This window comes from Nonomuraea fuscirosea, assembly GCF_035917475.1.
Taxonomy (GTDB): Bacteria; Actinomycetota; Actinomycetes; order Streptosporangiales; family Streptosporangiaceae; genus Nonomuraea; species Nonomuraea fuscirosea.
In genome coordinates this window covers 3,210,418-3,234,083 of the sequence record NZ_CP109074.1, presented here as the reverse complement: position 1 = coordinate 3,234,083, position 23,666 = coordinate 3,210,418, and the positions used below count along the sequence as shown (strand labels likewise).

Genomic DNA, 23,666 nt, shown 5'->3' with positions numbered 1-23,666 from the left:
CGGCACCGCTGCGGGCTACTTCGGTGGTCGCGGCGGGGCGGGCGCGGCCTGGAGATAGGCCAGGACCGCCATGACGCGCCGGTTGTGGTCGTCGGACGGAGGCAGCCCGAGCTTGGCGAAGATGTTGTTCGTGTGCTTGCCGATCGCCTTGTCGGTGACCTGGAAGCGGGCGGCGATGGCCAGGTTGGACATGCCCTCCGCCATGAGCGTGAGCACCTCACGCTCCCTGACGGTCAGGGCGGCCAGCGGCTCGTCGCGGACGTGCCGGGTCAGCAGCTGCGAGACCACCTCTGGATCCATCGCGGTGCCGCCCGCGGCCACCTGGCGGACCGCGTCGACGAACCGGCCGACGTCGCCGATCCGGTCCTTGAGCAGGTAGCCCACCCCGCCGGAGCGGTCGGACAGCAGTTCCCTGGCGTACAGCTGCTCCACGTACTGCGACAGGATCAGCACGGGTAGGCCGGGGACCCGGCGGCGGGCCTCCAGGGCGGCGCGCAGCCCTTCGTCGGTGAAGCCGGGCGGCAGCCGTACGTCGATCACGGACACGTCAGGGCGGTGCCTGACCAGCGCGTTGAGCAGCATGGGGCCGTTGTCCACGGCCTCGACCACGGTGCAGCCGTGCGCCGTCAGCAGGCGTACCAGACCGTCCCGCAGGAGGGCGAGATCTTCGGCTATGACAACGCGCACGGCACCTCCATGGTCAGCTCGGTGGGTCCGCCCGGTGGGCTGCTCACGGTGAGCGAGCCGTCGAAGGCGGACAGGCGGTCCTCGATGCCCCGCACGCCGGTGCCGCCGGCCGGGCGGACCCCGCCGCGGCCGTCGTCGCCCACGGTCAGGCGGAGCACGCCGCCGGTGTGCCGCAGCCGGATCCAGGCGCGGGAGGCGCCGCTGTGCCTGGCCGCGTTGGTCAGCGCCTCGGCGGCGGCGAAGTAGACGGCCGACTCGACCGGCGGCTGCGGGCGGCCGGGCAGGTCGAGGTCGACGTCCACGGGCATGGGGCACGACAGCGCGGAGGCCTCGATGGCGCCGGACAGCCCGCGGTCGGCCAGGACCGGCGGATGGATGCCGCGTACCAGATCACGCAGGTCCGTCAGGGCCTGACCGGCGAGCTCCCGCGCCTCGTCGATCATCCGGGCCAGCTCGTCCGGGTCGCGGGAGCCGCCGGCCAGGCCCAGGTGCATGCGGACGGCGATGAGCTTGGCCTGGGCGCCGTCGTGCAGGTCGCGTTCGATGCGGCGCACCTCGGCCGCGTGCGCGTCGGCCACCGCGGCCCGGGACGCGGTCAGCTGCCGGATCCGCGCGTCCGGCTCCTGGCCGCCGTCCAGCAGCGCTCGGGCCAGCCGCGCCTGGCCGGTGCGGAACAGCGGAACGGCGGCGACCACGAGCGCCGCGATGGCCGCGGTGGACAGGCTGAGGGCGAACGTGTTCAGGACGCTCGTCTCGGCCGGTTTCAGGCGGAAGAAGACGTATTCCAGTGCGGCCAGCATCGCCGCCAGCGCCGCCACCGGAGCGGGGCCCGTGACGCCGTGGACGGCCAGCCACGCCAGTTCGCGCCACGCCGGCCGGTGACCCTGAGTGTCGTGCCCGCCGAGCACCCCTCCCGCCCAGCGACGCTGGAAGGCGGCCAGGCGGTGGACGAGCGCGAGCACGAAGCCGAGCGGCGCGCGGCCGATACGGCCCAGCGGCACCAGGACGCCGCTCGCCGGCACCAGGCAGAGCAGTGCCAGCGCCGCCAGGCCGGTGACGGCGTTCAGGCCCAGCGCCCCCAGCCCGGCCACCCCGTTCCGCACGGACCTCCTCAGCCCGCCGGACGCGGATCGTCTTCCCCTCACGGCTGCCAGTCTGCCGTGCTCGCGAGGTGAAGACGGTAGGGCCAGGCCCACCCTCCGGGGTGGCCGATTCCCACCCCGGAGGGTGGGCCGGCGCCCATGGGAACCGGCTCTCCGGCGCGCGAGGCTGGCCGGGCTCGATCGGAACGAGCCGATCGAGCCTGGCCGGACGAAGGGGACGCGGCGTGATCGAAGTGAGGAATCTGACCATGAGGTACGGGGGCCGGCTCGCCGTGGACGACCTGACGTTCACGGTGGAACCAGGGTTGGTCACCGGGTTCCTCGGCCCGAACGGCGCGGGCAAGTCCACGACCATGCGCGCCGTGCTCGGCCTGGAGCCGCCCGGCGCGGGCGAGACGCTGGTGAACGGCCGCCCGTACGCCTCGATCCCCCGCCCCATGCGGTCGATGGGGGCGCTGCTGGACGCGGGAGCGGTGCACGGGGGCCGCAGCGCGTACGCGCACCTGGCCTGCCTGGCCCGCAGCAACGGCATCGGCCGCGCCCGCGTGGCCGCCGTCCTCGACCAGGTCGGCCTGGCGGACGTGGCCGGCGCGAAGATCAGCGGGTTCTCCCTGGGCATGCGCCAGCGCCTGGGGATCGGCACGGCGCTGCTCGGCGATCCCGGCGTGCTGATGCTGGACGAGCCGCTGAACGGGCTGGATCCCGAGGGCATCCGCTGGCTCCGGGACCTGCTGCGTTCGCTGGCGGACCAGGGCCGTACCGTGCTGCTGTCCAGCCATCTGATGAACGAGACGGCGCTGACCGCCGACCACGTCATCGTCATCGGGCAGGGCCGGCTGATCGCCGACACCTCCGTGACCGCCCTGGCCACGCACTTCCGTGGTGACGTGCTGGTCCGCGCCTCCCACCCGGAACGGCTCGCCGCCGTCCTGCACGCGCACGGGGCGGCGGTGACGGACGAGGACGACGGCGCCCTGTCCGTGCGTGACCTGGACGCGGCGGGGATCGGCGCGCTCGCGTTGTCCGCCGGGATCGCCCTGGCGGAGCTGACGCCGCGTGGCGCGTCCCTGGAGGAGGCGTTCATGCGGCTCACCCAGGACAGCACCGAGTACAGGACCACGAGCATGACGGCGGGTACGGCGGCGGGCACGGGACCGAGGACGGCGCCCGGCCCGGCGGCGCGCACGGACTCGGGGACGGCCCCGGATTCGGCCGCGGGCACGACCGGCGCGAAGGAGGCCGTGCGATGATCGACGTGATCGTCTCCGAGTGGATGAAGCTCCGCTCGCTCCGCTCCAACCTCTACCTGCTGGCCTGCTCGGTGGCGGCCGTCCTGGCCTGCGCCGGGATCGCGTTCATGATCGGCCGCGGGTTCGACCACCAGACGGCGGCCGAGCAGCTGGCCTTCCCCGGCAACGGTGACGGTCTCGGCAACGGCATCGCGGTCGCCTACTTCGTGTTCGCCCTGCTGGGCGCCCTGGCGATCACCTCCGAGTACGGCACCACGATGATCTGGACGAGCCTGGTGGCCGTGCCGCGCCGGCAGTTGCTCCTGCTGGCGAAGGTGCCGGGGCTGGCCGTGGTCGCGCTGGTGGCGGGGCAGGTCCTGGCGTTCGCCATGCACGCCGTCTCCATGGCGGTGCTCGGCGACCGGGCCGGGCAACTGCTCCGCGAGGGGGTGACGCTGGGCACGCCGCTCTCCGAGCCGGGCGTGCTCGCCTCGGTGATCGCCGCCGGGCTGTCGATGGCCGCGGTCGCGCTGATCGGGCTGGGTGTCGGGGCCGCCGTCCGCTCGACGCCGGGGGCTCTGGTGGTGCTGACCGTGATCATCGTGGTGCTGCCGGTGGTGGCCAAGACGCTGCCGATGCCGCTGCGCGCTCAGGCCGGCTTGTTCATGATCGAGAATCTGCCCCTGCAGATCGCCGGGACCGGTGGCGGGACCCTGCCGCCCGTTGCGGCCGCCGGGCTGCTGGTCGCGTACGTGATCGCCGCTCTGACGGCGGGCGCCGCGCGGATCGCGGTGACCGGGCGGCGGATCAAGGCAGTGGCGATCGGTGTGGCCGCGACCCTCCTGGTCTCGGCGGTGCCCGCCGTCGCGGCCGGCCCGCCGGATTCCGGCCGGTCGGCGCTGGCCTGGGCGGACTGCGCGGACGAGAAGCTCGTCAAGGAGATGCGCTGCGCCTCGATCGACGTACCGGTGAACTGGGCCCGGCCGTCAGGACGGAAGATCGGCCTGACGGTCGCGCTGCTGCCGGCCACCGGCGCCCAGCGCCGGACGGGCACGGTGTTCGCCATCCCCGGCGGCCCCGGCGGCTCGGGCGTGGAGGACCTGAGCGCGAACGCGGGCAGCTTCGCCGAGCTGCGCGACCACTTCGACGTGGTCAGCGTCGAGCCGCGCAACACCGTCGACAAGGGTGTGCTGTCGTTCGACTGCCTGTTCTCCGGTCCGTGGATCACCTGGCCCGACAGCCCCCGGGAGTGGGCCGAGCTGGGGCGGCGCAACCGGGCCGCGGCGCAGCGCTGCCGCGCCGCCGACCCCGAGTTCTTCGACCACATGGACTCCGCCTCCGTGGCGCGGGACATGGAGGCGATCCGCGTCGCGCTGGGCGAGGAGCAGCTGAGCTTCATCGCCAACTCCTACGGCGGCAGGCCCGGGATCGACTACTCCCGGCTGTTCCCCGGCCGGGTGCGCGCCATGGTGTTCGACGGTGCGATGGACCCGTTCCTGGACCGCGCGGTGGGCCGGCGCTCCCACGAGGAGGCCTTCACCCGCTTCGCCGCCTGGTGCGCGGCGAACACCACGTGCGCGCTGCACGGCCAGGACGTGGGCGCGGTCTGGCGGGCGTTGGTGGCGCGGGCCGACCGCACCCCGGTGCCGGTCAGGGGCGAGCCGGCGAAGGCGGCCTACAGCGGGCTCGACATCAAGCAGGCCGCCGCCCCCAGCGTCATCGAACCGGGCCCGGAGCCGGAGTTCCCGCGGTGGACCCAGCTCGCCGAAGCGATCAAGCGGGCCGCCGGCGGTGATGCCTCCGGGTTCGCCGATTACGTACGGCAGAGCACGAAGAGCCCGAAGGTTCCCTCGGCCACCGGGATGAACATGACCCACTGCCTCGACGGCATCGTCTTCGATGACTACGAGGAGTACCGCGCCAAGCGCCGCGAGGGCGAGCGCCTGCTGCCGAACCTCGCCGGGATCGAGCTCTGGCACCCGCTCGGCTGCGTCGGCTGGCCGACCCCCGTCACCAACCCGCCCGCGCCGCTGCCCGCCGGGAAACTGCCGCCCTACCTGGGCGTCGGCTCCTGGACTGACTTCGGCCAGTCGGCGGGCATCGTCCGGCGGGTGCCGGGCTCGGCCGCGATCCAGTACCTCTCGACCGGCCACGGCCTGTACAACGCCGGCAATTCCTGCATCATCGCCCACGTCAACCGCTACCTGATCAGCCTGCGCCTGCCCGCTCCCGGCACGGTGTGCCGCCCGCCCGCCACCTGAGCGTGGCGTGTTCCGAGGTGACATCGGGATGAAGCCGCGATGAAGCCCCGGCGTGGTGTCATGAGGACCGGCGGGGCCGGCAAGCTGCGGAAGTCGGCCGGCCCCGGCCGAAGCCACGGCGGCGTCCGACGGGAAAGCGGGCGGGTTCTCCATCGGCCCCGGGTACTGCGCCGATCCGTACTGCTTCCCCGAAGGTCAGTGGATGCCGTACGGCTGAGTCACCCCAGCCCGGCGTCGTGCACGATGAGGGCCAGCTGAACGCGGTTGTCCAGGTCCGCCTTGGTGAGAATGCGGGAGATGTAGCCCTTCACGGTGCCCACGCTCATGTGCAGCTCACCCGCGATCACCGCGTTCGGCTTGCCCTGGCCGACCGCCAGCGCCACCTCGCGCTCCCGCTCGCTCAGCCGCTCCAGCACCTTGCGGGCGTCGCCACGCCGCCGGTCCTCCTCCTCGGGCATCAGGTGGGCGATCAGCCTGCGCGTGACGCTCGGCGACAGGATCGGCTCTCCGGCCACGACCTTCCGTACGGCGTCCACGATGCCCTCCGGCGGGGTGTCCTTGAGCAGGAACCCGCTCGCCCCCGACCGCAGCGCCCTGAAGACCAGCTCGTCGGCGTCGAACGTGGTGAGCACCACCACCTCGGGCGCCCCCGCCCGCGCCCGCAGCCGCCGGGTCGCCTCGATGCCGTCGAGGCCGTTCATCCGGATGTCCATGAGCACGACGTCGGGCCCGTGCTCGGCCACCGCCCCCTCCACCTCGCCGCCGTCGGCCACGGCGCCGACGACGTACAGGTCGGGGGCACCTTTGAGCATCAGCGTCAGACCGGCCCGCACGAGGGCGTCGTCGTCGACGATCAGCACCCGGATCGGCGCACTCGGGTCGGCTCTCACCCGGATCATGTTAATCCTTACCGCGACCCGGCCACGCCCTCACCGCAACCGTCCCTTCACCCACAGCCACATCCGCACCGCAACCACGTCCCGTACTCGCCCCGCCCTCACCACGTCCACGCCCTCACCACGCCCACGCCCTCACCACGCCCCAGCCATCACCGCGGCCACGGCAGCCGGGCCGCCAGCCGGAATTCGCCGTCCGCCGTCTCGCCGCACTCCAGCCGCCCACCGGCCAGCGTCGCCCGCTCCGCCAGCCCGACCAGCCCCGTCCCGGCCCCGCTCCCCGACAACCCCGCCGGACTCGTCTCGGCCTCGCTCCCTGACAACCCAGCCGACCCTGTTCCAGCCGGCGCTGCCTCAGCCGAGCCCGACCCCACACCGCTGTCGGCCGTCGCGCCCGATCCCGCCGGCCCTGGCCGCGCACCGCTCTCCCCCAGCGCGCCCGACCCCGCCGGCTCCGGCTCCGTCCCCCGGCCGTTTCCCGTCAGGGCAGCCGGTCCGCCCGGCAGCGGGTTGCGTACCTCGACCACCAGCTCACCTTCCCCCGCACCCCCCACCACCACCGTGACGGGCTGACCGGGCGCGTGCTTGCGCGCGTTCGTGAGCCCCTCCTGCACGATCCGGTACGCGGCGCGGCCCACCACGTCCGGCGCCTCGGACAGACGTACCCCATGAGCACGAAGCTCGACCCGCATCCCGGCCCGCCGCGACTCCTCCACCAGAGCCCCGAGATCCTTCCCCTGATCCATCGGCGCCCCGGCGTCCGACGAGGAGCCCGGATCGCGCAGGACCGAGATGACGGCCCGCAACTCCTCCAGCGCCAGCCGGGCGCTGAAGCGGATCACCCCGGCCGTCTCCGCGACCTCGCCCGCCGTGGCGTCCGGGTTGAACTCCAGCGCCCCCGCGTGCACCGCCAGCAGCGACAGCCGGTGGGCGAGCACGTCGTGCATCTCCCTGGCGATCCCGAGCCGTTCGGCGCGGCGCGCCTCCTCGGCGCGCAGCCGCTGCTCGGCCTCCGCCCGGCGAGCCCGCTCGGCCAGCGACAGCAGCAGCTCCCTGCGGGTACGCGCGAGCATCCCCCACGCGGTCACCGCGGCTCCGAACAGCACGCCGACCAGCGCCCACACGGGGTACGGCGCGAGCCCGGGCGGCCGCACCGCGAACCTGACCAGCGTCGCCACCACCCCCGCGACCCCCATCATGATCGCCACGCGCGGCCGCCGGTAGAGGGCGGCGAGCAGCGCGGCGATCCCGGCCGCCACCGACGCGGAGGCGGCGGGCACCGACACGGCGATCACCATCAGCCCCGCGGACACGGGCCACCTCCGGCACAGCCACACCCCCGCGCAGGCCACCACGCCGCCCACCAGGTCGGCGACCAGATGCCAGCCGGGAGCGCCCGCCAGATCCCCCAGGACCACCGCCACCGCCGCGGCGAACGCCGGCACGAACCCGGCCAGGCCCACCATCCAGCCGGGACGCGGCCTCATCCCGCCGATCCGCACTTCATCCGCGCTGGTCAGGAACACAACCGCCGATCGTAGCCCGCCCCGAAGCCCCGCGTAAGCAACCAAGGTCACCCATGGACCACGACCAAAGCCACCAGCCATGGCATCCAAAGCACCTGAGCAAGCAACTAACGGCTGCCACAGTCCGGACGCCCGTCAGCAGAGACGAACCCCCGGCCCCCGCCACGCTGTCCGCATGCCCCCGGGCGGCCCGAAGCGCGGCCGGCACGCCGCGGGCCGGTGCTCATCCGCGCGCCGACACCCCCGCAGAAAACCTCGTCCAGAAATTTCCCGAAAAACCATGCGCGGGATGTACAGAACGCCACCACGGCACCGACCTACCTACGAAGCAAGCCACAAAGGCTGAAAAGAACCAGGAGCCGAGACATGCGTAAGATCATTCACTGGGTGCACACCTCGATCGACGGCCACATCGACGGCCCGAACGGCGAGTTCGACTGGCCCGTGATGGGCGAGGAGCTGTCGGCCTACTCCGAGACGCTGAGCGACCGTTCCGACACCTTCCTGTACGGGCGCGGCGTCTGGGAGGGCATGGCGGCCTTCTGGCCGGAGGCCGAGTCGATGTCGGACCACCCCCACGTGCTCAAGTTCGCACCGCTCTGGCGCAGCACCCCGAAGATCGTCTTTTCCCGGACGCTGGAGAAGGCCGACTGGGCCGAGCGGGTCATCGGCGAGCACGACTTCGCCGAGCAGGTCGCCGAGCTGAAGCGCCAGGACGGCAAGGACCTGCTGCTGACCGGCGGCTCCGGCCTGGCCGCCGCGCTCACCGAGCACGGCCTGATCGACGAGTACCACATCGCGGTGCACCCGCTCGTGCTGGGCGGCGGCCGGCCGCTGTTCGTCCCGCGTGCCGACCGGCTGGGCCTGCGGCTGGTGGAGTCGCGGGTCTGCGACGGTCAGGTGGTGGTGATGCGGTACGACCGCGACGCCGCCGCCCAATAAGCTCGGCGGCATGGACACCCCCATCCTCGTCCTGAACACCGGCTCCTCCTCCGTCAAGTACGAGCTCGTCGACCCGGGCACCCGGGGCCGCGCGGCCAAGGGCCTGATCGAACGCATCGGGCAGGAGCGGGGACGGCTCACGCACCGCAACGGGGACGACCCCCCGTACGTTCGTGACCGTCCCTTCCCCGGTCACGGGGAGGCGCTGGACGCGTTGATGGAGGCGTTCGCCGCCGCCGGCCCCGATTTGGCGCCGGTAGCGGTCGGACACCGGGTGGTCCACGGCGGCGACCGCTTCACCGGAGCGGCCCTCATCGACGACGACGTCATCGCCGCCATCGAGGAGTTGTCACCCCTCGCGCCCCTGCACAACCCGGTCAACCTGACCGGCATCCGGCTGGCCCAGAAGGTCTTCCCCGACGTGCCGCAGGTGGCCGTGTTCGACACCGCGTTCCACCTCACGCTGCCGCCGGAGGCGTACACGTACGCGGTGCCCCGCGACTGGCGCGAGCGGCTCGGCGTGCGCCGCTACGGCTTCCACGGCACCTCGTACGCCTACGTCTCCCGCCGCGCCGCCGCCGTCCTGGGCCGTGACCTGGCCGAGCTGAACCTGATCGTGCTGCACCTCGGCAACGGCGCCAGCGCCACCGCGATCTCCGGCGGCCGCAGCGTCGACACCTCCATGGGCCTGACCCCGCTGGAGGGCCTCGTCATGGGCACCCGCTCGGGCGACGTGGACCCCGCACTCGGCGGCTACCTCGCCCGTACGAACGGCATGGACGCCCAGCAGGTGGAACACGCCCTCACCCACGACAGCGGCCTGCTCGCGCTCGCCGGGACCGGGGACATGCGGGAGGTACGCGCCCGCGACGACGACGAGGCCAGGCTCGCCCTCGCCGTCTACACCCGCCGCATCCGCAAGTACGTCGGCGCCTACTACGCCCTCCTCGGCCGCGTCGACGCGATCGTCTTCACCGGCGGCATCGGCGAAAACGACCCCCTTACCCGCGCCGCCGCACTCAAGGGCCTCGACCGACTCGGCATCACCGTGGACACCGAACTCAACGAGTCGGAGCACCGGGGCGAACGCGAGGTGTCACCACCCACCGCCGAGGTGCCCGTCCTGGTCATCCCCACCGACGAGGAACAGGAAATAGCACACCAGACTCTGACTCTGCTGACCTGAGCTCGGGCTCGTCGCGCGACCGTGGCGACCTTCGGCCGCGTGCCCCGCCTCATGGTCCGTCGTCATGTCCGCTCTTCCGCGACCAGCCGCGAGGGCGTGAACGCGGCCGACAGGGCCCAGCGGCCGGGGCCGAGGACGGCGATGAGGAGGAAGCCCCAGCAGAACAGCGCGGCCTTCTCGCCGCCGTTCTCGATCGGGAACAGCGCCTGCGGCTGGTGGACGACGAAGTAGGCGTACGCCATGGTGCCGGAGCAGATGACGGCGGCGGCGCGGGCGGCGAGGCCCAGCAGGACGAGGATGCCGCCGACCAGTTGGATGACGGCCGCCCACCAGCCCGGCCACTGCCCGAAGGCGGGCGCCTGGCCCTCGGGCCCGCCCAGCACCTCGAAGAGCGTCGCCGCGCCGTGACAGGCGAACAGCAGCCCGATCACGATCCGGTACAGCGCCAGGAACAGCCCTTGATCCTTGAACAGGGAATCCACGAAGGCGGCCTTTCTACGGGGGTTCACGTGGTGGACCGGGCGTCGGCGACGCTGCGAACGCCGGTGATCTGCCGTGCGACTTTTGGGAGCGCTCCCAAAAGCAAGGGTCTCCGCCGCCCGGTCCGACCGTCAACGCCTCACCCGCCCCAGCGAACCCCGTCCGACGGCCGGCACACGCCTCACATGGCGGAACACCTCGGCCGCCGGCCCGTCAATGCTTGAAATTTTCATCAAATCCCGCCGTGAAGCCCTCACGATCGAGGTGTCACGAAAGAGCTCGGAGTAGACGCGCCTCGCCGTCAGGCGTCGGTGTCGACCGGCGGGGCGTCGGTCACCTGGGCGGCCGTGACGGCGACCGTGGTGACGATGTCGGCCACCGTGGCGCCGCGGGACAGGTCGTTGACCGGCTTGCGCAGGCCCTGCAGCACCGGCCCCACGGCCACCGCGCCGGCGCTGCGCTGGACGCCCTTGTAGAGGTTGTTGCCGGTGTTCAGGTCGGGCACCACGAAGACCGTGGCGCGGCCGGCCACCTGGCTGTCGGGCATCTTGGTTCTGGCCACGGCGGGGTCGACCGCGGCGTCGTACTGGATCGGCCCCTCCACCTGCAGGTCGGGGCGAAGGTCGCGGACCAGGTCGGTGGCGGCGCGGACCTTGTCGACGTCGGCGCCCGCGCCGGAGGCGCCCGTCGAGTACGACAGCATGGCGATCCTGGGATCGACGCCGAACAGCGCGGCGGTGCCGGCCGAGGCGATCGCGATGCCGGCCAGCTGCTCGGCGGTCGGGTCGGGGTTGACCGCACAGTCGCCGTACACGAGGACCCGATCGGCCAGGCACATGAAGAACACGCTGGAGACCAACCCCAGGCGCAGGATCTCGAACGCGGGCCTGATCGTGTGCGCGGTGGTGTGCGCCGCGCCCGACACCATGCCGTCGGCCATGCCGGTGTGCACCATCAGCGTGCCGAAGTAGGACACGTCGGTGACGGTGTCGCGGGCCAGCTCGACGGTCATCCCCCGGTGTGCCCTGACCGCCGCGTACTCGCGGGCGAACCGCTCGCGCAGTTCCGCGTCGAAGGGGCTGAGCACCCGGGCCGCGTCCAGGTCGAGGCCCAGCTGGGCGGCCCGGGTCCTGATGCGTGCCTCGTCGCCGAGCAACGTCAGCTCGGCCACGCCGCGGCGCAGCAGGGTGTCGGCCGCGCGCAGGATCCGCGGCTCCTCGCCCTCGGGCAGCACGATGTGCCGGCGGCGGGCCCGTGCCCGGTCCAGGAGCTCGTACTCGAACATGAGCGGCGTGACGACGTCGGTCTTGGCGATGTCGAGGCGGTCGAGCAGCAGCGGCCCGTCGACGTGCTCTTCGAAGACGCGCAGCGCCGTGTCGATCTTCCCACCGGCCTCCGGCGTGAACCGGCCCTCCACCGCCGACAGGCGGGTGGCGGTGTCGAAGGTGTCGTGGTCGGTCGCGATCACCGGCAGCGGGATCACCATGCCGCGCAGCAGCCGGTCGACGGAGGGGGGCAGCTCGCTGCCGCCGGTCAGCAGCACCGCCGACAGGGCGGGGAAGCCCGCCGTGGTGTGTGCCGCGATCAGCCCCGGCAGGAGGGCGGCGGCCCGGTCGGACGGGATGATCACGGTGGCGCCCTCGGTGAGGCGGTCCAGGATGCTGGGCAGCGACATCGCGCCCACCATGAGGGCGCTCGCCTCGCGTCCGAGGCCGTCGCGTTCGCCGAGGAAGAACCGGCCGTCGCAGGCGTCGAGCAGGTCGGTCACCGTCGGGGCGCGCAGGGAGGGGGTCTCCGGCAGGACGAACACCGGCGTCGGATGCTCGATCGGCAGCGGCCCCGGCGCGTCCGCCCGGGTGACGACGACCGCGAGCTCGCCGGCGTGGTGGTGCGTCAGCTCCCTGGACGACAGCTCGACCGCGGCGGCGATCTGGGCGGCCGTCCTGTTCCTGCCGCTCACCACGTTGACCACGGGAGTGCCCAGGTCGGCGGCCAGCCTCGCGTTGAACCCGAACTCCGTCGGCGCCCCCACGTCGGTGTAGTCGGTGCCGATCACCACCACCGCGTCGCACCGTCCGGCCAGGGCGCGGAAGCGGGCCACGACGTCGCCCGCGGCCCGCTCGACGTCGGCGTGCACGTCGTCGTAGGTGACGCCCGCGCACGCCTCGTAGGGCAGGGCCAGCTGGAATCTGCTCCGGACGGTGTTGATCAGGGCGTCCTCGCGGCCGGCCCGCACCACCGGCCGGAACACGCCCACGGTCTCCACCTGCCGGGACAGCAGTTCGACCAGGCCCAGGGCCACGGTTCCCTTGTTGCTCTCCGCCTCACCGGCGGCGACGTACACGGCACGCGTCATGCCCCTCATTCTCCGGGACCCCGGCGGCACGAACGTCAGCAGGCACCGGAAGCGGACGGCACCGCGGCGAAGTGCGTCTTGTGAGAGGACCGGTCGGCGCGGTAGAAACGGGCGACCACACTTCACCGCACCCGATCCGGCCACGCCCGTTCGAGAGAGCGCTCTCTCAAACGGAGGCGAACCCACCAGTCCCCCTGTGAAAGACGGACCGAATGGCAACGACGATGCCCCAGCCATCCCGTGGCAGGCGGCCGCGCATCGGCCTCACGCTGATGACCGCCGTCCTGATCTCCTCCTTATCGGCGGGTACGAGCCCGGCCGGCGCCGCCTCACCGCCGCACGCCACCCCGAACCTCGGCCAGAACGTCACCGTCTTCGACCCCGGCATGCCGGTCGCCGACATCCAGGCCGTCCTCGACGCCGCGCACGCCGCCCAGGTCGACGACGAGATGGGCGTCAACCGCCACGCGTACCTGTTCAAGCCCGGCACGTACGGCACCGCCGAGCAGCCGTTGCAGATCAAGGTCGGCTACTACACGGAGATCGCCGGCCTGGGCGCCTCCCCCACCGACGTCGTCATCAACGGCAAGGTCGAGGTCTACAACCGCTGCCTGGCGGACGGCGGCACCGGCAACTGCCTCGCGCTGGTCAACTTCTGGCGCACCCTGTCCAACCTGTCGATCAACGTGAACGCGGCCGGGCAGGACGGCTGCCGTTCTTCGGCCAATTTCTGGGCCGTCTCGCAGGCGGTGTCCCTGCGCCGGCTCGACGTCACCGGCGGCACCCTGTCGCTGATGGACTACTGCACCGCCGGTCCGCAGTACGCCAGCGGCGGCTTCATCGCCGACTCCAGGCTGCCCGCCGTCACGAACGGTTCGCAGCAGCAGTGGCTGACCCGTAACAGCGAGGTCGCCGGCTGGTCGAACGGCGTGTGGAACCAGGTCTTCTCGGGCGTCGTCGGCGCACCGGACGAGGCCGGCTTCCCGGACCCGCCGTACACCACGCTCGACACCACGCCGCTCAGCCGCGAGAAGCCCTACCTGTACGTGGACGCGCGGGGCCGGTACAACGTGCGGGTGCCCGCCGCCAGGAGGAACACGCGCGGCGTCTCATGGGCGGCCGGCCTGACGCCCGGGCGTACGCTGCCGATCAGCGACTTCTACGTCGCCAGGCCGTCCGACTCGGCGCAGGACATCAACCGGCAGCTGGGCCGCGGCAAGAACCTGCTGCTCACCCCCGGCGTGTACGACATCGCGCGCAGCATCGAGATCAGGCGCCCTGACACGGTCGTCCTCGGGCTCGGCCACGCCACGCTGACCGCCTCCCGCGGCTCGACCCCGATCGACGTCGCGGACGTCCCGGGCGTCGTCATCGCGGGCGTGACCATCGACGCCGGCCCGCGCAAGTCACCGGTGCTGCTGCGGGTGGGCGCCAGGCACGGGCACCGCCACGGCTCGCCGGCGAACCCGTCGAGCCCGTCGAACCCCACGACCCTCTCGGACGTGTACTTCCGCGTCGGCGGCCCGCACACCGGCAGCACGGACGTCGCGCTGGAGGTGAACAGCGACCACGTGCTCATCGACCACACCTGGGTGTGGCGGGCCGACCACGGAGTCGAGGGCTTCACCGACACGCAGCGCTGGAACAGCAACCTGGGCCGCAACGGCGCCGTCGTCAACGGCGACCACGTGACCGCGACGGGACTGTTCGTCGAGCACTTCCAGCAGTACAACACGATCTGGAACGGCGACGACGGCACCACGATCCTGTACCAGAACGAACTGCCGTACGACCCGCCGACGCAGGCCGACTGGATGAACGGCGCGGTAGAGGGCTGGGCCGGCTACAAGGTCGGCGACCGCGTCAGAAAGCACCGCCTGTACGGGGCGGGGGTCTACGTCTTCAACCAGAACAACCCGCAGATCCACACGGAGAACGGCTTCGAGGTGCCACGCCGGCCGGGAGTGCGGCTGCACCACATCATGACCGTCAACCTGAGCGCCGGAGTCATCGACCACGTCGTCAACGGCGAGGGCGAAGCGGCCGACACCACCAAGGTCGGCGCCCCGGTGTACGTCACCGACTATCCGGCACCCTAGAGCCCGGGTGAGAGAGCCGCGCTGGGGGACCACGCGTCCCCCAGCGCCTTCTCCGGAGAAGCGGTCACGGCCGCCTCGCCGGTCGGGCGTGTGGTTCAGACTTACAAGGCGTGCACCCATGCGTCGGTGATGTGGCAGCCGTTCGGGTCACCGCTGACCGAGGATTCGGGTCCGATCAACTGGTTCTGCGCTTTGTAGACGACGGGACCGTGGATTTCTCTCGTATAGGGCCAGTGCGCCGAGGCGCAGGAGACCCGTACCTGGTAGGAGCCGAATCCGGAGTAGCAGATGCTGCTTCCCACGTTGTTCTCGATGTACGACCCGCAGTCCCACACCTCGGCGTGCGCGGGTGCGGCCGCGAGCATGCCCGCGGTCGACAAGGCCATGGCCATCGTGGCGGCGAGCACAGTTTTTCGGACGAGCTTCATCTTTTCCTTTTCTCGGGCCCGGGAAATTCACGTGCAGAGCCGATGGTACGGAGCGCCGGAATCGCCGGGATATCCGGTGAACGAATTCTCTTTTACGCGATCCGGATGGCCGGCTTCCCCGCCCCTATAACCACGAAAGCCGGCCCGTCACCACGAGGGTGACGGGCCGGCCGGGTCATGCGGGGGGCGGCGGTTTACCAGGGGCCGCCCTTGTGGAGCTGGCCGCGGACCGCGCCGTCGGGGAACTTGGCGGTGTGCAGGTTCGCGTACCAGTTCTTCGGGTTCTTCTTGATGCCCTTGAGCAGGCTGCTCTTGACGTTGACGGAGCCGAAGCTGGTGTTGCCGCGGATGCGGCCGTTGGACAGCAGGTCGATGACGACGGGGCCGTTCACGCCCGCCTTGCCCCGGTGGATGTGGAAGGCGGTGGGCCTGCCGGTGTTCTTCCACTGGACGAAGTAGTAGAAGCGGTTGCCGTGAATGCGGAACTTGGCGACCGCCACCCCGTCGCGGTCGTTCACCTTCTTGCCCGGCTCACGTACCTCGTTCCGGCCCAGGAGGCCGGCGGCGAAGTAGTACTTCCGCGCGAAGCCGGCCGGCGCGGCCGCGCCGGTGGAGCCGGTCGTGCTGACCGAAGTGTGCGTGTGACCGTGCGCGGGCCGGCTCGCGGCGGAGGCGGGGCCGGCGATCATCGCGCCCGCCGCCACCGTGAGCACCGCCGCCGTCGCGGCCGACCGGGCCGCGCGCAACCGCGCCGCTCGCCCCTTGCCCAGGCTCTGAGACTTGTTCATCGTGTTCCTTCCACCCGTCTTTCGCGGCACTTGGTGGCCGCGTTCAGAAGGTACGGATCACCGGGGTGGGCGTTCTGCGTAGAATGACGCAGATGACTTATGTGTGATCGGCATCACCAAGACGGCGACCCAGGAACGTCCGGTCAGCTCGCGGCGCGGTCGCCCACCGGGCGGCGGCGCAGGAGCGGGTCGGTCAGCGGCGCGGGGCTCCAGAGGCCGACCGGGTGGTAGACGTCGGTGCCGGGCGGCACGAGCTCGTCGATCCGGTCGAGCACGGCGTCGTCGAGCACCAGTGAGGAGCCCCTCAGCAGGCCCTCCAGCTGCTCCATCGTGCGCGGGCCGAGGATGACCGAGGTGACCGCCGGATGGGCCGCGACGAAGGCGACGGCCAGCTCCGGCAGGGTGCTGCCGAGCTCGTCCGCCAGCTTCACCAGCTCCTCGACGACCTCCAGCTTGGCCGCGTTCACCGGGATGGACGGGTCGAAGCGCTCCGGCGCCCGCGCGGCGCGGCCCCGGGTCAGGTCCATCTGCTGCCCCTTGCGGTAGCGGCCGGTCAGGAACCCCCAGCCCAGCGGGCTGTAGGTGAGCACGCCCAGGCCGAGCCGCTGCGCCGTGGGCAGCACGTCGCCCTCGATGCCGCGGGCCAGGATGTTGTACGGCGGCTGCTCGGTGCGGAACCGGTACAGGCCGCGCTGCCTGGCGACGTGGTACGCCTCCACCGTCTCGTGCGCGGGGAAGGCCGAGCTGCCGAACGCGCGGATCTTGCCCTGCCGCACCAGATCGGTCAGCGCGGAGAGGGTCTCCTCGATGTCGGTCCGGTGGTCGAACCGGTGGATCTGGTAGAGGTCGATCCAGTCCGTCCGCAGCCGCTTGAGGCTGGCCTCGACCGCGCGCACGATCCAGCGCCGCGAGTTGCCGCCCCTGTTGGGCCCCTCCCCCATCGGGAAGTGCACCTTCGTGGCCAGCACCACCTCGTCCCGCCGCCCCTGCAGCGCCTTGCCGACGATCTCCTCGGACTCGCCCGCCGAGTACATGTCGGCGGTGTCGACGAAGTTGATCCCGTGGTCGAGGGCGGTGTGAATGATCCGGATGCTGTCGTCGTGGTCGGGGTTGCCGGCCGCGCCGAACATCATCGTGCCCAGGCATTGGGTGCTGACCTCGATGCCGGTGCCGCCGAGGATGCGATATCTCATGCCTCGGAACCGTAGAATCTAGAGCGGGCTCTAAGTCAAACTGGCGGCATGTCAGGGTTGAGCATCGGCCAGGTCGCCGAACGCACGGGGCTGAGCGTCCACACTCTCCGCTTCTACGAGCGGGAGGGGCTGCTGACCCAGCCGGTACGCCGGGGCGTCGCCGGGCACCGGGTCTACGACGAGGACGACATCGGCTGGCTCGACGTGTGCATCCGGCTGCGCGCCTCCGGCATGCCCCTGACCGACATCCGGCGTTACACCGAGCTCGTCCGGGCCGGCCAGGGCAACGAGGTGGAACGGCTGGAGGTGCTGCGCGCGCACCGGGAACGGGTGCTCGCCCAGATGCACGACCTCGACGAGTGCCTCAAGCTGATCACCGAGAAGGTGGCCGTGTACGAGGGGCGGCTGGGGCTGCGGGACGACCTCCGGGAATGTGCGCCCTGATCTTCGAGCTGTCCCCTCGCTGGAAGCAGGTGACCGTGACTCCTCCGCTCCTTGAAGGGAGCGGCTTCTCGCTAAGCCGCTTCCGCAGCGTCGCGAAGGGCAAGCCCTGCCCTGAGGACGTTGACCGCCGCGTTCCCGTCGGCGTGCGCGGCATGCCCGCACGCCGTACAGACGAACTCCGCTTGGGTGACGCGGTTCTCTTTCGCGCAGTGCCCGCATCGGGCACAGGCGCGGGAGGTGCCGGCGGGGTTCACTGCGATCAGCTCTCGACCGGCGCTCTCAGCCTTGTGCGCGAGGATCGTCAGGAACACCCCCCAACCCGCGTCCAGGATGCTCCGGTTGAGACCGGCCTTGGCGGCGACGTTGCGGCCGGGGGCCTCGATCGTGCCGGACGCCGAGCGGGTCATGTTGGTGATCGGCAGGTCCTCGTGCACGATCAGGTCGTAGTCGCCGACCAGCGCGAGCGCGGCGTTGTGCGCGTAGTCGAGCCGCTGGCGGCGCACCTTGCCGTGCAGCGCGGCAACGCGGGCCACCGCCTTGCGCCGCCGCTTGGAGCCCCGTTTCTTGCGGGCGAGGTCGCGCTGCGCCGTCGCGAGACGTTCGGCGGTTGCGGCCAGGTGGCCGGGGTTGGCCAGGTGTTCCCCGCCGGAAGTGGTGACCAGCCAGGCCACACCCATGTCGATCCCGGCTACCGCGCCCGTGGCGGGAAGCGGCTCGGCGGGCACCTCGTCACACGACAGGACCACATACCAGCGGGAGGACTTCCGCTTCACGCTGATCGTCTTGACCCGGCCTCTGACCGGCCGGTGCTGATGCACCCGGACGTGCCCGACGCCCTGCAACCGCACGAACGTGGCGGTCGGGTGCTCGGGCTGGGAGTCCCACCGGCAGCCGTCGCCATCCTTCGGCCACTCCACCGTGTCGAACCGGCCCCGGCCCTTGAACCGGGGAAACCCCGGCGTACGGCCAGTCTTGACGCGTTCGAAGAACGCGCAGAACGCCTTGTCCAAGCGGCGCAACGTGGCCTGCTGGGAAGAGAACGACCACCGGCCCTGCCCGCCGGGGTCATCGCCGCGGATGTGCTTCAACTCGGCCGACTGGTCTGCGTATCGGACACTCACGCCCGCCCTGGCGTAGGCGGTGCGCCGGTGCTCCAGCGCGGCGTTGTACAACTGCCGGTGCTCCTCCACACACTGCGCGAGCGCGGCGGCCTGCTTGCTGGTGGGGCGCAGCAGGTACCTGTACGACCGGCGCACCCCCACCCCTCACGTTCGGTAACGAGACAACCACGCTATCGCCTTGCACCGACAAAACCCGGGAGGAAATCTGTGATGCGCGGACCTGGTAGGTCAGGGCACACTCGGACCTTGGCGGCCCTCCCGCCCCCGATTCCCCCGTCGCCTAAAAGCGACGGCCCCCTCGGGAGGGGCTGATGGTCGAGATGCTCGCAGCCCGGCTGCACATCCCCTCCCGCGAGGTGCGCGTGGAGGAGGTGCCGGTGCCGGAGCCCGGCCCAGGACAGGTGCGCGTCGAGGTGCGCGCGGCGGGGGTGTGCCTGTCCGACGTGCACCTCGCCGACGGCACCCTCACGCCCAGCCTGCTGAAGGGCGAGACGGTGACGCTCGGCCACGAGGTGGCGGGCGTCGTGGACGCCCTCGGGCCGGGCGTGGCCGACTGGGCGGCGGGAGACCGGGTCGTGCTGCAGGCCGGTGAGAGCGACCGGTTCGGCACCGTCTACACCCGCGGCGTCGACTACGACGGCGGTTACGCCCAGTTCGCGCTGGCCACGACTCGTACGCTGGTGCCGATCCCCGGCAGCCTGCCGTTCGAGCAGGCGTGTGTCATCCCCGACGCCGTCTCCACGCCCTGGGCGGCCATCACCGTCACGGCCGGCGTGCGGCCCGGTGAGGCGGCGGCGGTCTGGGGCGTCGGCGGGCTGGGCGCGCACGCCGTACAACTGCTGCGTCTCGTCGGCGCGGCGCCGGTGATCGCGATCGACCCGCTGCCCGCGGCCAGGGAGCGGGCGCTGGGGCTCGGCGCCGACGCCGCGCTCGACCCGGCCGACCCGGCTCTGCGCGACACGGTCGGCGACCTGACCGGCGGTCTCGGGCTGGACGCCGCCTTCGACTTCGCCGGCGTCGGCCCGGTGCGCGAGCAGGCGATGCCGCTGCTCGGCAGGGGCGGACGGCTGGTCGTGGTCGGGCTGGCCAACGAGCCGCTGGCGGTGCCGAACGACGTCACGCTCGCGTACTTCGGCCAGTCCCTGCGCGGCAGTTACGGCTCGGCTCCCGAACACGTGCAGCAGCTCGTCAGGCTCGCCGTACGCGGGCGGCTCGACCTGTCCGGCTCGATCAGCGACGTGCTGCCGCTGGCGGAGGCGCCGGCCGCCCTCGACCGGCTGGCCAGGAAGGACGGCGCCCCGATCCGCCTCGTCCTGCGCCCCTGACCCGGCCTCGACGCGCGGGTCCGGCGTGGTCAGGCGCGGACCACCCCCAAGGAGCGGCCGGTGTGGTCAGGCGCGACCACCCCAACGATCCGCAAGAGCAGGCTCATCCGGGCGGCGTCGTCCGCCGTCCACTCCACGGCCGCCCGTGACGGCGCCGAGCCGTCCGCTCCGACGATGATCACGGTGTCCTCCCTCTGTCAGCTCCACCGACCGCGTTCGACGCTCTTGGTCCAGAGCCCGGGTCGCCGACACGCGGGGCGAAGCGGAACGCCGAAGCTGAGGGCGGGTCGCCTACCGGGGACGTACCACCGCGACCGGGCAGGTCACGTGGTGCAGCACGCCATGGCTGACGGAGCCGAGCACCGCCGAGACCAGGCCGCCGTACCCGCGCGAGCCGACCACGACCAGGTCCGCCGTGGCCCCTTCCGCCGCGAGGACGCTCACGGGGTGCCCGGAGACGGTCTCGCAGGTGATCTCGACATCGGGGTGCTTCTCCCGCCACCGCTCCACGCTTTCGGCCACCGCACCTGACTCCTCCCGGTAGACGTCCACGAGCAGGGTGTTGTACGCGGTGGCCTGCGGCGAGAAGACGGGCGTCTGCCAGGCGTGCACGACGTGCAACGGCACGCCGCGGACGCGCGCCTGCTCGACGGCGTACTCCATGGCCGCCTCGGAGTGCGGTGAGCGGTCGTACCCGATGACCACGCGTGCCGGGCAGCGCCCGGGTGGCCACCTCGACGCCGGGGGCGGTGCCGCGCGCCCGGTCGGCCGCGATGGCCAGCGGACCCGAGGGGTCATCGCGCACCTCCACTGCTCTCGGGCCTGTGCCCTCAGCTTCGCCCGGCGGGACGGGGCGGCCCCCGGGGACAAGGTCCCGCGCGTCAGTGCCTTTGGTCCTCAATCCACCCAGAAGGCAGCGCGGGCCTGTGTCCCGGCGCTGGGATGGCGGGTTTCCGCAGGGAAGACGGAGGCGGACCGCAATGGTGGCGGGCCCGGGGCGTGGCTAGCTTCGTCGGATGCTCATCAACGTGCTCGCCGCGATCAGCCTTGCCCTGACCCCAGCCCCTTCCCCGCCGTCGCCGGCGTCCGTGGACGCGTTCGTCGCGCGCTACCGGGAGGCTACGGGGCTGCCGGGCGCGGCGGTCGCGATCGTCAAGGGCACGGAGGTCGTCCACGTCGCGGGGTACGGCCGCACCTCGACCGGCGAGCCGGTGACGGCGGACACGCCCATGGCCGTCGCCTCCGTCAGCAAGTCCTTCACCTCGCTGGCCGTGATGCGGCTGGTCGAGCAGGGGCGGGTCGAGCTCGACCGGCCGGTGCGCGGCTATCTGCCGGAGTTCACCATGGCGGATCCCCGCGCCGCCGCGATCACCGTACGGCAGCTGCTCGACCAGACCTCCGGCATGGCCGACACCACGTTCCGCGAGAAGAGCCTGCCCCAGCCGGAGACGCTGAAGGGCTCCGTGGACCGGCTCAGGACGGCGAAGCTCGCCGCCGCCCCGGGCGCCGTCTTCAGCTACCACAACACCAACTTCCAGGTCGCCGCCCGCCTGGTCGAGGTGGTGAGCGGCGAGCCGTTCGCGTCCTACCTGCGCGCCCACGTGTTCACCCCGCTCGGCATGAACTCCAGCACCACGATCGACCGCGAACGCGACCTGCCCGCCAGTGCGCGCGGCCACCTGGTCGTCCTCGGCCGGGCCGTCGCCCTGCCCGAGCCGCCCGGGTTCGGCAACGGCTCGGGCGGCGTGGTCAGCACCGCCGGCGACATGGCCCGGTGGCTGATCGCGCAGAACGGCGGCGTCCTGACCCCCGCGAGCATGAAGGAGCTGCGCACCCCCTCACGCGCGAACGAGAGGTACGCCCTCGGCTGGTTCCTCGGCCGGACCCCGCACGGCGCCCCCACCGTGCACCACGGCGGCGACCTGTTCACCTCCACCGCCGACCAGCTGCTCATGCCCGGATCCGGGTACGGCCTCGCCGTCATGGCGAACACCGGCATGACCCACTCCGACGCCCACGCCCTGATGGACGGCCTGGTCGCGCTGATCGAGGGAGACACGCCGCGGGTGCCGTCCGCGCCGCCGTACCTGCCGGTCGATCTGGTGTTCCTGCTGCTGACCCTGGTGACCGCCGGGCTGGCGGTGCGCGGTGTGGCCCATTCCCGGCGCTGGGCCGGGAGGTGCACCGGGTGGCGGCGGGTGCGGCTGGTGGTCTGGCTGGCGCCGCTCGCGCTGTGCCTGTCGGCCGCGCCGGTCTTCCGCGTGCTGGCCCGCGGCGGCGACATCATGTGGATCCAGGTGGTCTACCTGTACCCCACGTTCATGGTCTGGCTGGTGACGGCCGCGGTCGCCGGCACGGTGGTGGCCGGGACGCGGCTCGGCTGGTCCTTCGCCCCGGCGGCCAGGGAGCGCGGGCCGGACCGCGCGAGTCTGACTTTGGGCCTTGCGCGGTGGCAGCTCCATCGTTAATCCTTAGGAAACTTTCCTATGAAATCCGAGGAGTGGCGCACGTGCGAAGGATCCTGACCCTGCCGGCCGTCTTATCACTGGTCTGGGGGGTGCTCGCGGTGCTGCTGCCGTCCGCGGCGAACGCCGCCGCCTGCGCGACGGCGTGGAACGCCGGGGCGGTCTACACCGGCGGCGCGGTCGCGTCGCACAACGGGCACAACTGGACCGCCAAGTGGTGGACCCAGAACGAGACCCCGGGCAGCGCCGACGTCTGGGGCGACCAGGGCTCCTGCACGGGAGGCGGCAGCGGCGGGACGGCCTGCTCCTACCCGAACTGGGTGGCCGGGCAGTTCTACGCCGTCGGCAGCATCGTCCGCTACACCGACGGCAACCACTACATCGCCGTCCACGAGAACCCCGGCTACGACCCGGTGATCAGCCACTGGTACTGGGACCCCTACACCTGCTCCGGCGGCCCCACGAACCCGCCCGACCCGTCGGGCTTCGTGGTCGGCCAGGCCCAGTTCGACCAGATGTTCCCCGGCCGCAACTCCTTCTACACCTACAGCGGCCTGGTCTCGGCCCTGAGCGCCTTCCCCGCGTTCGCCAAGACGGGCAGTGACACCGTCAAGAAGCAGGAGGCGGCCGCGTTCCTGGCCAACGTCGGTCACGAGACCGGCGGGCTGGTGCACATCGTCGAGCAGAACACCGCGAACTACCCGCACTACTGCGACCCGAACCAGTCGTACGGGTGCCCGGCCGGGCAGGCCGCCTACTACGGCCGCGGCCCCATCCAGCTGAGCTGGAACTTCAACTACAAGGCGGCCGGCGACGCGCTCGGCCTGCCGCTGCTGACCAACCCCTGGCTGGTGCAGCAGGACGCGGCCGTGGCCTGGAAGACCGCCCTGTGGTACTGGATGACGCAGAACGGCCCCGGCACCATGACGGCGCACAACGCGATGGTCAACGGCCGCGGCTTCGGCGAGACCATCCGCAGCATCAACGGCAGCATCGAGTGCAACGGCGGCAACCCCGCCCAGGTGCAGAGCCGGATCAACTCCTACCAGCGCTTCGCCCAGATCCTGGGCGTCTCCCCCGGCGGCAACCTCAGCTGCTGACGGGTCAGTCCCGCCGCTCCGCGCGTGCGCGGAGCGG

21 protein-coding genes are annotated in these 23,666 nt (G+C 72.0%); 9 read left to right on the top strand and 12 right to left on the bottom strand.

Annotation, left to right across the window (positions count from 1 at the left end):
• Positions 1-15: 15 nt before the first annotated feature.
• Together OIE67_RS14605 and OIE67_RS14600 are read right to left on the bottom strand one after the other, a co-directional pair.
• Positions 16-687, bottom strand: a complete 672-nt coding sequence (locus OIE67_RS14605) for a response regulator (RefSeq protein ID WP_106251252.1) — start codon at positions 685-687, stop codon at positions 16-18.
• Positions 672-1,790, bottom strand: coding sequence for a sensor histidine kinase (locus OIE67_RS14600; protein ID WP_326640482.1), 1,119 nt, complete (start codon positions 1,788-1,790; stop codon positions 672-674). The genes OIE67_RS14605 and OIE67_RS14600 overlap by 16 nt, the downstream gene beginning before the upstream one ends.
• Before the next feature lie 224 nt (positions 1,791-2,014).
• On the opposite strand from OIE67_RS14600, the gene OIE67_RS14595 reads away from it, so the two are divergent.
• Together OIE67_RS14595 and OIE67_RS14590 are read left to right on the top strand one after the other, a co-directional pair.
• A complete protein-coding gene (locus OIE67_RS14595; RefSeq protein WP_326640480.1) occupies positions 2,015-3,040 on the top strand; it encodes an ABC transporter ATP-binding protein in 1,026 nt (341 codons plus the stop codon).
• Positions 3,037-5,280 (top strand): alpha/beta fold hydrolase, encoded by a 2,244-nt coding sequence (locus tag OIE67_RS14590; RefSeq protein WP_326640478.1) that lies wholly within the window; start codon positions 3,037-3,039, stop codon positions 5,278-5,280. Before OIE67_RS14595 ends, OIE67_RS14590 begins: the two co-directional genes overlap by 4 nt.
• 218 nt (positions 5,281-5,498) lie before the next feature.
• On the opposite strand, the gene OIE67_RS14585 is transcribed toward OIE67_RS14590, so the two are convergent.
• Both OIE67_RS14585 and OIE67_RS14580 read right to left on the bottom strand, forming a co-directional pair.
• Positions 5,499-6,179: a response regulator transcription factor gene (locus OIE67_RS14585; RefSeq protein ID WP_326640476.1), complete on the bottom strand. Its 681-nt coding sequence runs from the start codon at positions 6,177-6,179 to the stop codon at positions 5,499-5,501.
• Between the two features lie 149 nt (positions 6,180-6,328).
• Complete coding sequence (locus OIE67_RS14580) at positions 6,329-7,702, bottom strand: sensor histidine kinase (RefSeq protein WP_326640474.1); 1,374 nt, start codon at positions 7,700-7,702, stop codon at positions 6,329-6,331.
• Positions 7,703-8,068: 366 nt separating this feature from the next.
• Between OIE67_RS14580 and OIE67_RS14575 the strand changes: the two genes are divergently transcribed.
• Both OIE67_RS14575 and OIE67_RS14570 read left to right on the top strand, forming a co-directional pair.
• Positions 8,069-8,644 carry a dihydrofolate reductase family protein gene (locus OIE67_RS14575; protein ID WP_326640472.1) on the top strand — a complete coding sequence of 192 codons (576 nt, stop codon included), beginning with the start codon at positions 8,069-8,071 and terminating at the stop codon, positions 8,642-8,644.
• Between the two features lie 10 nt (positions 8,645-8,654).
• On the top strand, positions 8,655-9,830 hold the full coding sequence (locus OIE67_RS14570) for an acetate/propionate family kinase (protein ID WP_326640470.1): 1,176 nt from the start codon (positions 8,655-8,657) through the stop codon (positions 9,828-9,830).
• 62 nt (positions 9,831-9,892) lie between these two features.
• Here the strand turns inward: OIE67_RS14570 and OIE67_RS14565 are convergent, their stop codons facing one another.
• Positions 9,893-10,339, bottom strand: a complete 447-nt coding sequence (locus OIE67_RS14565; protein ID WP_326640468.1) for a DoxX family protein — start codon at positions 10,337-10,339, stop codon at positions 9,893-9,895.
• Positions 10,340-10,611: 272 nt separating this feature from the next.
• The gene (gene pta / locus OIE67_RS14560) at positions 10,612-12,666 is read right to left on the bottom strand and encodes a phosphate acetyltransferase (RefSeq protein ID WP_326640466.1); all 2,055 of its coding nucleotides are present in this window, start codon (positions 12,664-12,666) and stop codon (positions 10,612-10,614) included.
• A 272-nt stretch (positions 12,667-12,938) separates the two neighbouring features.
• On the opposite strand from pta, the gene OIE67_RS14555 reads away from it, so the two are divergent.
• Positions 12,939-14,765, top strand: a complete 1,827-nt coding sequence (locus OIE67_RS14555; protein WP_326640464.1) for an adenylyl cyclase — start codon at positions 12,939-12,941, stop codon at positions 14,763-14,765.
• Positions 14,766-14,866: 101 nt separating this feature from the next.
• Here the strand turns inward: OIE67_RS14555 and OIE67_RS14550 are convergent, their stop codons facing one another.
• The 3 genes from OIE67_RS14550 to OIE67_RS14540 form a co-directional block, all read right to left on the bottom strand.
• On the bottom strand, positions 14,867-15,193 hold the full coding sequence (locus OIE67_RS14550) for a hypothetical protein (RefSeq protein WP_326640462.1): 327 nt from the start codon (positions 15,191-15,193) through the stop codon (positions 14,867-14,869).
• 194 nt (positions 15,194-15,387) lie between these two features.
• Positions 15,388-15,981, bottom strand: coding sequence for a CHRD domain-containing protein (locus OIE67_RS14545; protein ID WP_326640460.1), 594 nt, complete (start codon positions 15,979-15,981; stop codon positions 15,388-15,390).
• A gap of 143 nt (positions 15,982-16,124) precedes the next feature.
• Entirely contained in the window at positions 16,125-17,174 is a 1,050-nt protein-coding gene (locus OIE67_RS14540) for an aldo/keto reductase (protein ID WP_326640458.1), read from the bottom strand.
• Between the two features lie 48 nt (positions 17,175-17,222).
• On the opposite strand from OIE67_RS14540, the gene OIE67_RS14535 reads away from it, so the two are divergent.
• Positions 17,223-17,618 carry a MerR family transcriptional regulator gene (locus OIE67_RS14535; protein ID WP_326640456.1) on the top strand — a complete coding sequence of 132 codons (396 nt, stop codon included), beginning with the start codon at positions 17,223-17,225 and terminating at the stop codon, positions 17,616-17,618.
• Positions 17,619-17,689: 71 nt separating this feature from the next.
• Here OIE67_RS14535 and OIE67_RS14530 read toward each other — a convergent pair whose 3' ends face one another.
• A complete protein-coding gene (locus tag OIE67_RS14530; RefSeq protein ID WP_326640454.1) occupies positions 17,690-18,874 on the bottom strand; it encodes an RNA-guided endonuclease InsQ/TnpB family protein in 1,185 nt (394 codons plus the stop codon).
• A gap of 176 nt (positions 18,875-19,050) precedes the next feature.
• Here OIE67_RS14530 and OIE67_RS14525 point away from each other — a divergent pair, with 176 nt between their 5' ends.
• Positions 19,051-20,064, top strand: coding sequence for a zinc-binding dehydrogenase (locus OIE67_RS14525; RefSeq protein ID WP_326640452.1), 1,014 nt, complete (start codon positions 19,051-19,053; stop codon positions 20,062-20,064).
• 29 nt (positions 20,065-20,093) lie between these two features.
• On the opposite strand, the gene OIE67_RS14520 is transcribed toward OIE67_RS14525, so the two are convergent.
• Both OIE67_RS14520 and OIE67_RS14515 read right to left on the bottom strand, forming a co-directional pair.
• Positions 20,094-20,246, bottom strand: coding sequence for an adenine nucleotide alpha hydrolase family protein (locus OIE67_RS14520; RefSeq protein ID WP_326640450.1), 153 nt, complete (start codon positions 20,244-20,246; stop codon positions 20,094-20,096).
• Positions 20,247-20,355: 109 nt separating this feature from the next.
• Complete coding sequence (locus OIE67_RS14515) at positions 20,356-20,769, bottom strand: universal stress protein (protein ID WP_326640448.1); 414 nt, start codon at positions 20,767-20,769, stop codon at positions 20,356-20,358.
• A 311-nt stretch (positions 20,770-21,080) separates the two neighbouring features.
• Between OIE67_RS14515 and OIE67_RS14510 the strand changes: the two genes are divergently transcribed.
• Together OIE67_RS14510 and OIE67_RS14505 are read left to right on the top strand one after the other, a co-directional pair.
• Complete coding sequence (locus OIE67_RS14510; protein WP_326640446.1) at positions 21,081-22,532, top strand: serine hydrolase domain-containing protein; 1,452 nt, start codon at positions 21,081-21,083, stop codon at positions 22,530-22,532.
• Between the two features lie 41 nt (positions 22,533-22,573).
• Positions 22,574-23,629 carry a glycoside hydrolase family 19 protein gene (locus OIE67_RS14505; RefSeq protein ID WP_326640444.1) on the top strand — a complete coding sequence of 352 codons (1,056 nt, stop codon included), beginning with the start codon at positions 22,574-22,576 and terminating at the stop codon, positions 23,627-23,629.
• Positions 23,630-23,666 lie beyond the last annotated feature (37 nt).

Bases quoted from the DNA above. Each gene is read 5' to 3' on its own strand.
- OIE67_RS14590 (WP_326640478.1), top strand. From the start codon at position 3,037: ATGATCGACGTGATCGTCTCCGAGTGGATGAAGCTCCGCTCGCTCCGC.
- OIE67_RS14585 (WP_326640476.1), bottom strand. From the start codon at position 6,179: ATGATCCGGGTGAGAGCCGACCCGAGTGCGCCGATCCGGGTGCTGATC.
- OIE67_RS14575 (WP_326640472.1), top strand. From the start codon at position 8,069: ATGCGTAAGATCATTCACTGGGTGCACACCTCGATCGACGGCCACATC.
- OIE67_RS14570 (WP_326640470.1), top strand. From the start codon at position 8,655: ATGGACACCCCCATCCTCGTCCTGAACACCGGCTCCTCCTCCGTCAAG.
- pta (WP_326640466.1), bottom strand. From the start codon at position 12,666: ATGACGCGTGCCGTGTACGTCGCCGCCGGTGAGGCGGAGAGCAACAAG.
- OIE67_RS14555 (WP_326640464.1), top strand. From the start codon at position 12,939: ATGACCGCCGTCCTGATCTCCTCCTTATCGGCGGGTACGAGCCCGGCC.
- OIE67_RS14550 (WP_326640462.1), bottom strand. From the start codon at position 15,193: ATGAAGCTCGTCCGAAAAACTGTGCTCGCCGCCACGATGGCCATGGCC.
- OIE67_RS14545 (WP_326640460.1), bottom strand. From the start codon at position 15,981: ATGAACAAGTCTCAGAGCCTGGGCAAGGGGCGAGCGGCGCGGTTGCGC.
- OIE67_RS14540 (WP_326640458.1), bottom strand. From the start codon at position 17,174: ATGAGATATCGCATCCTCGGCGGCACCGGCATCGAGGTCAGCACCCAA.
- OIE67_RS14535 (WP_326640456.1), top strand. From the start codon at position 17,223: ATGTCAGGGTTGAGCATCGGCCAGGTCGCCGAACGCACGGGGCTGAGC.
- OIE67_RS14525 (WP_326640452.1), top strand. From the start codon at position 19,051: ATGGTCGAGATGCTCGCAGCCCGGCTGCACATCCCCTCCCGCGAGGTG.
- OIE67_RS14510 (WP_326640446.1), top strand. From the start codon at position 21,081: ATGCTCATCAACGTGCTCGCCGCGATCAGCCTTGCCCTGACCCCAGCC.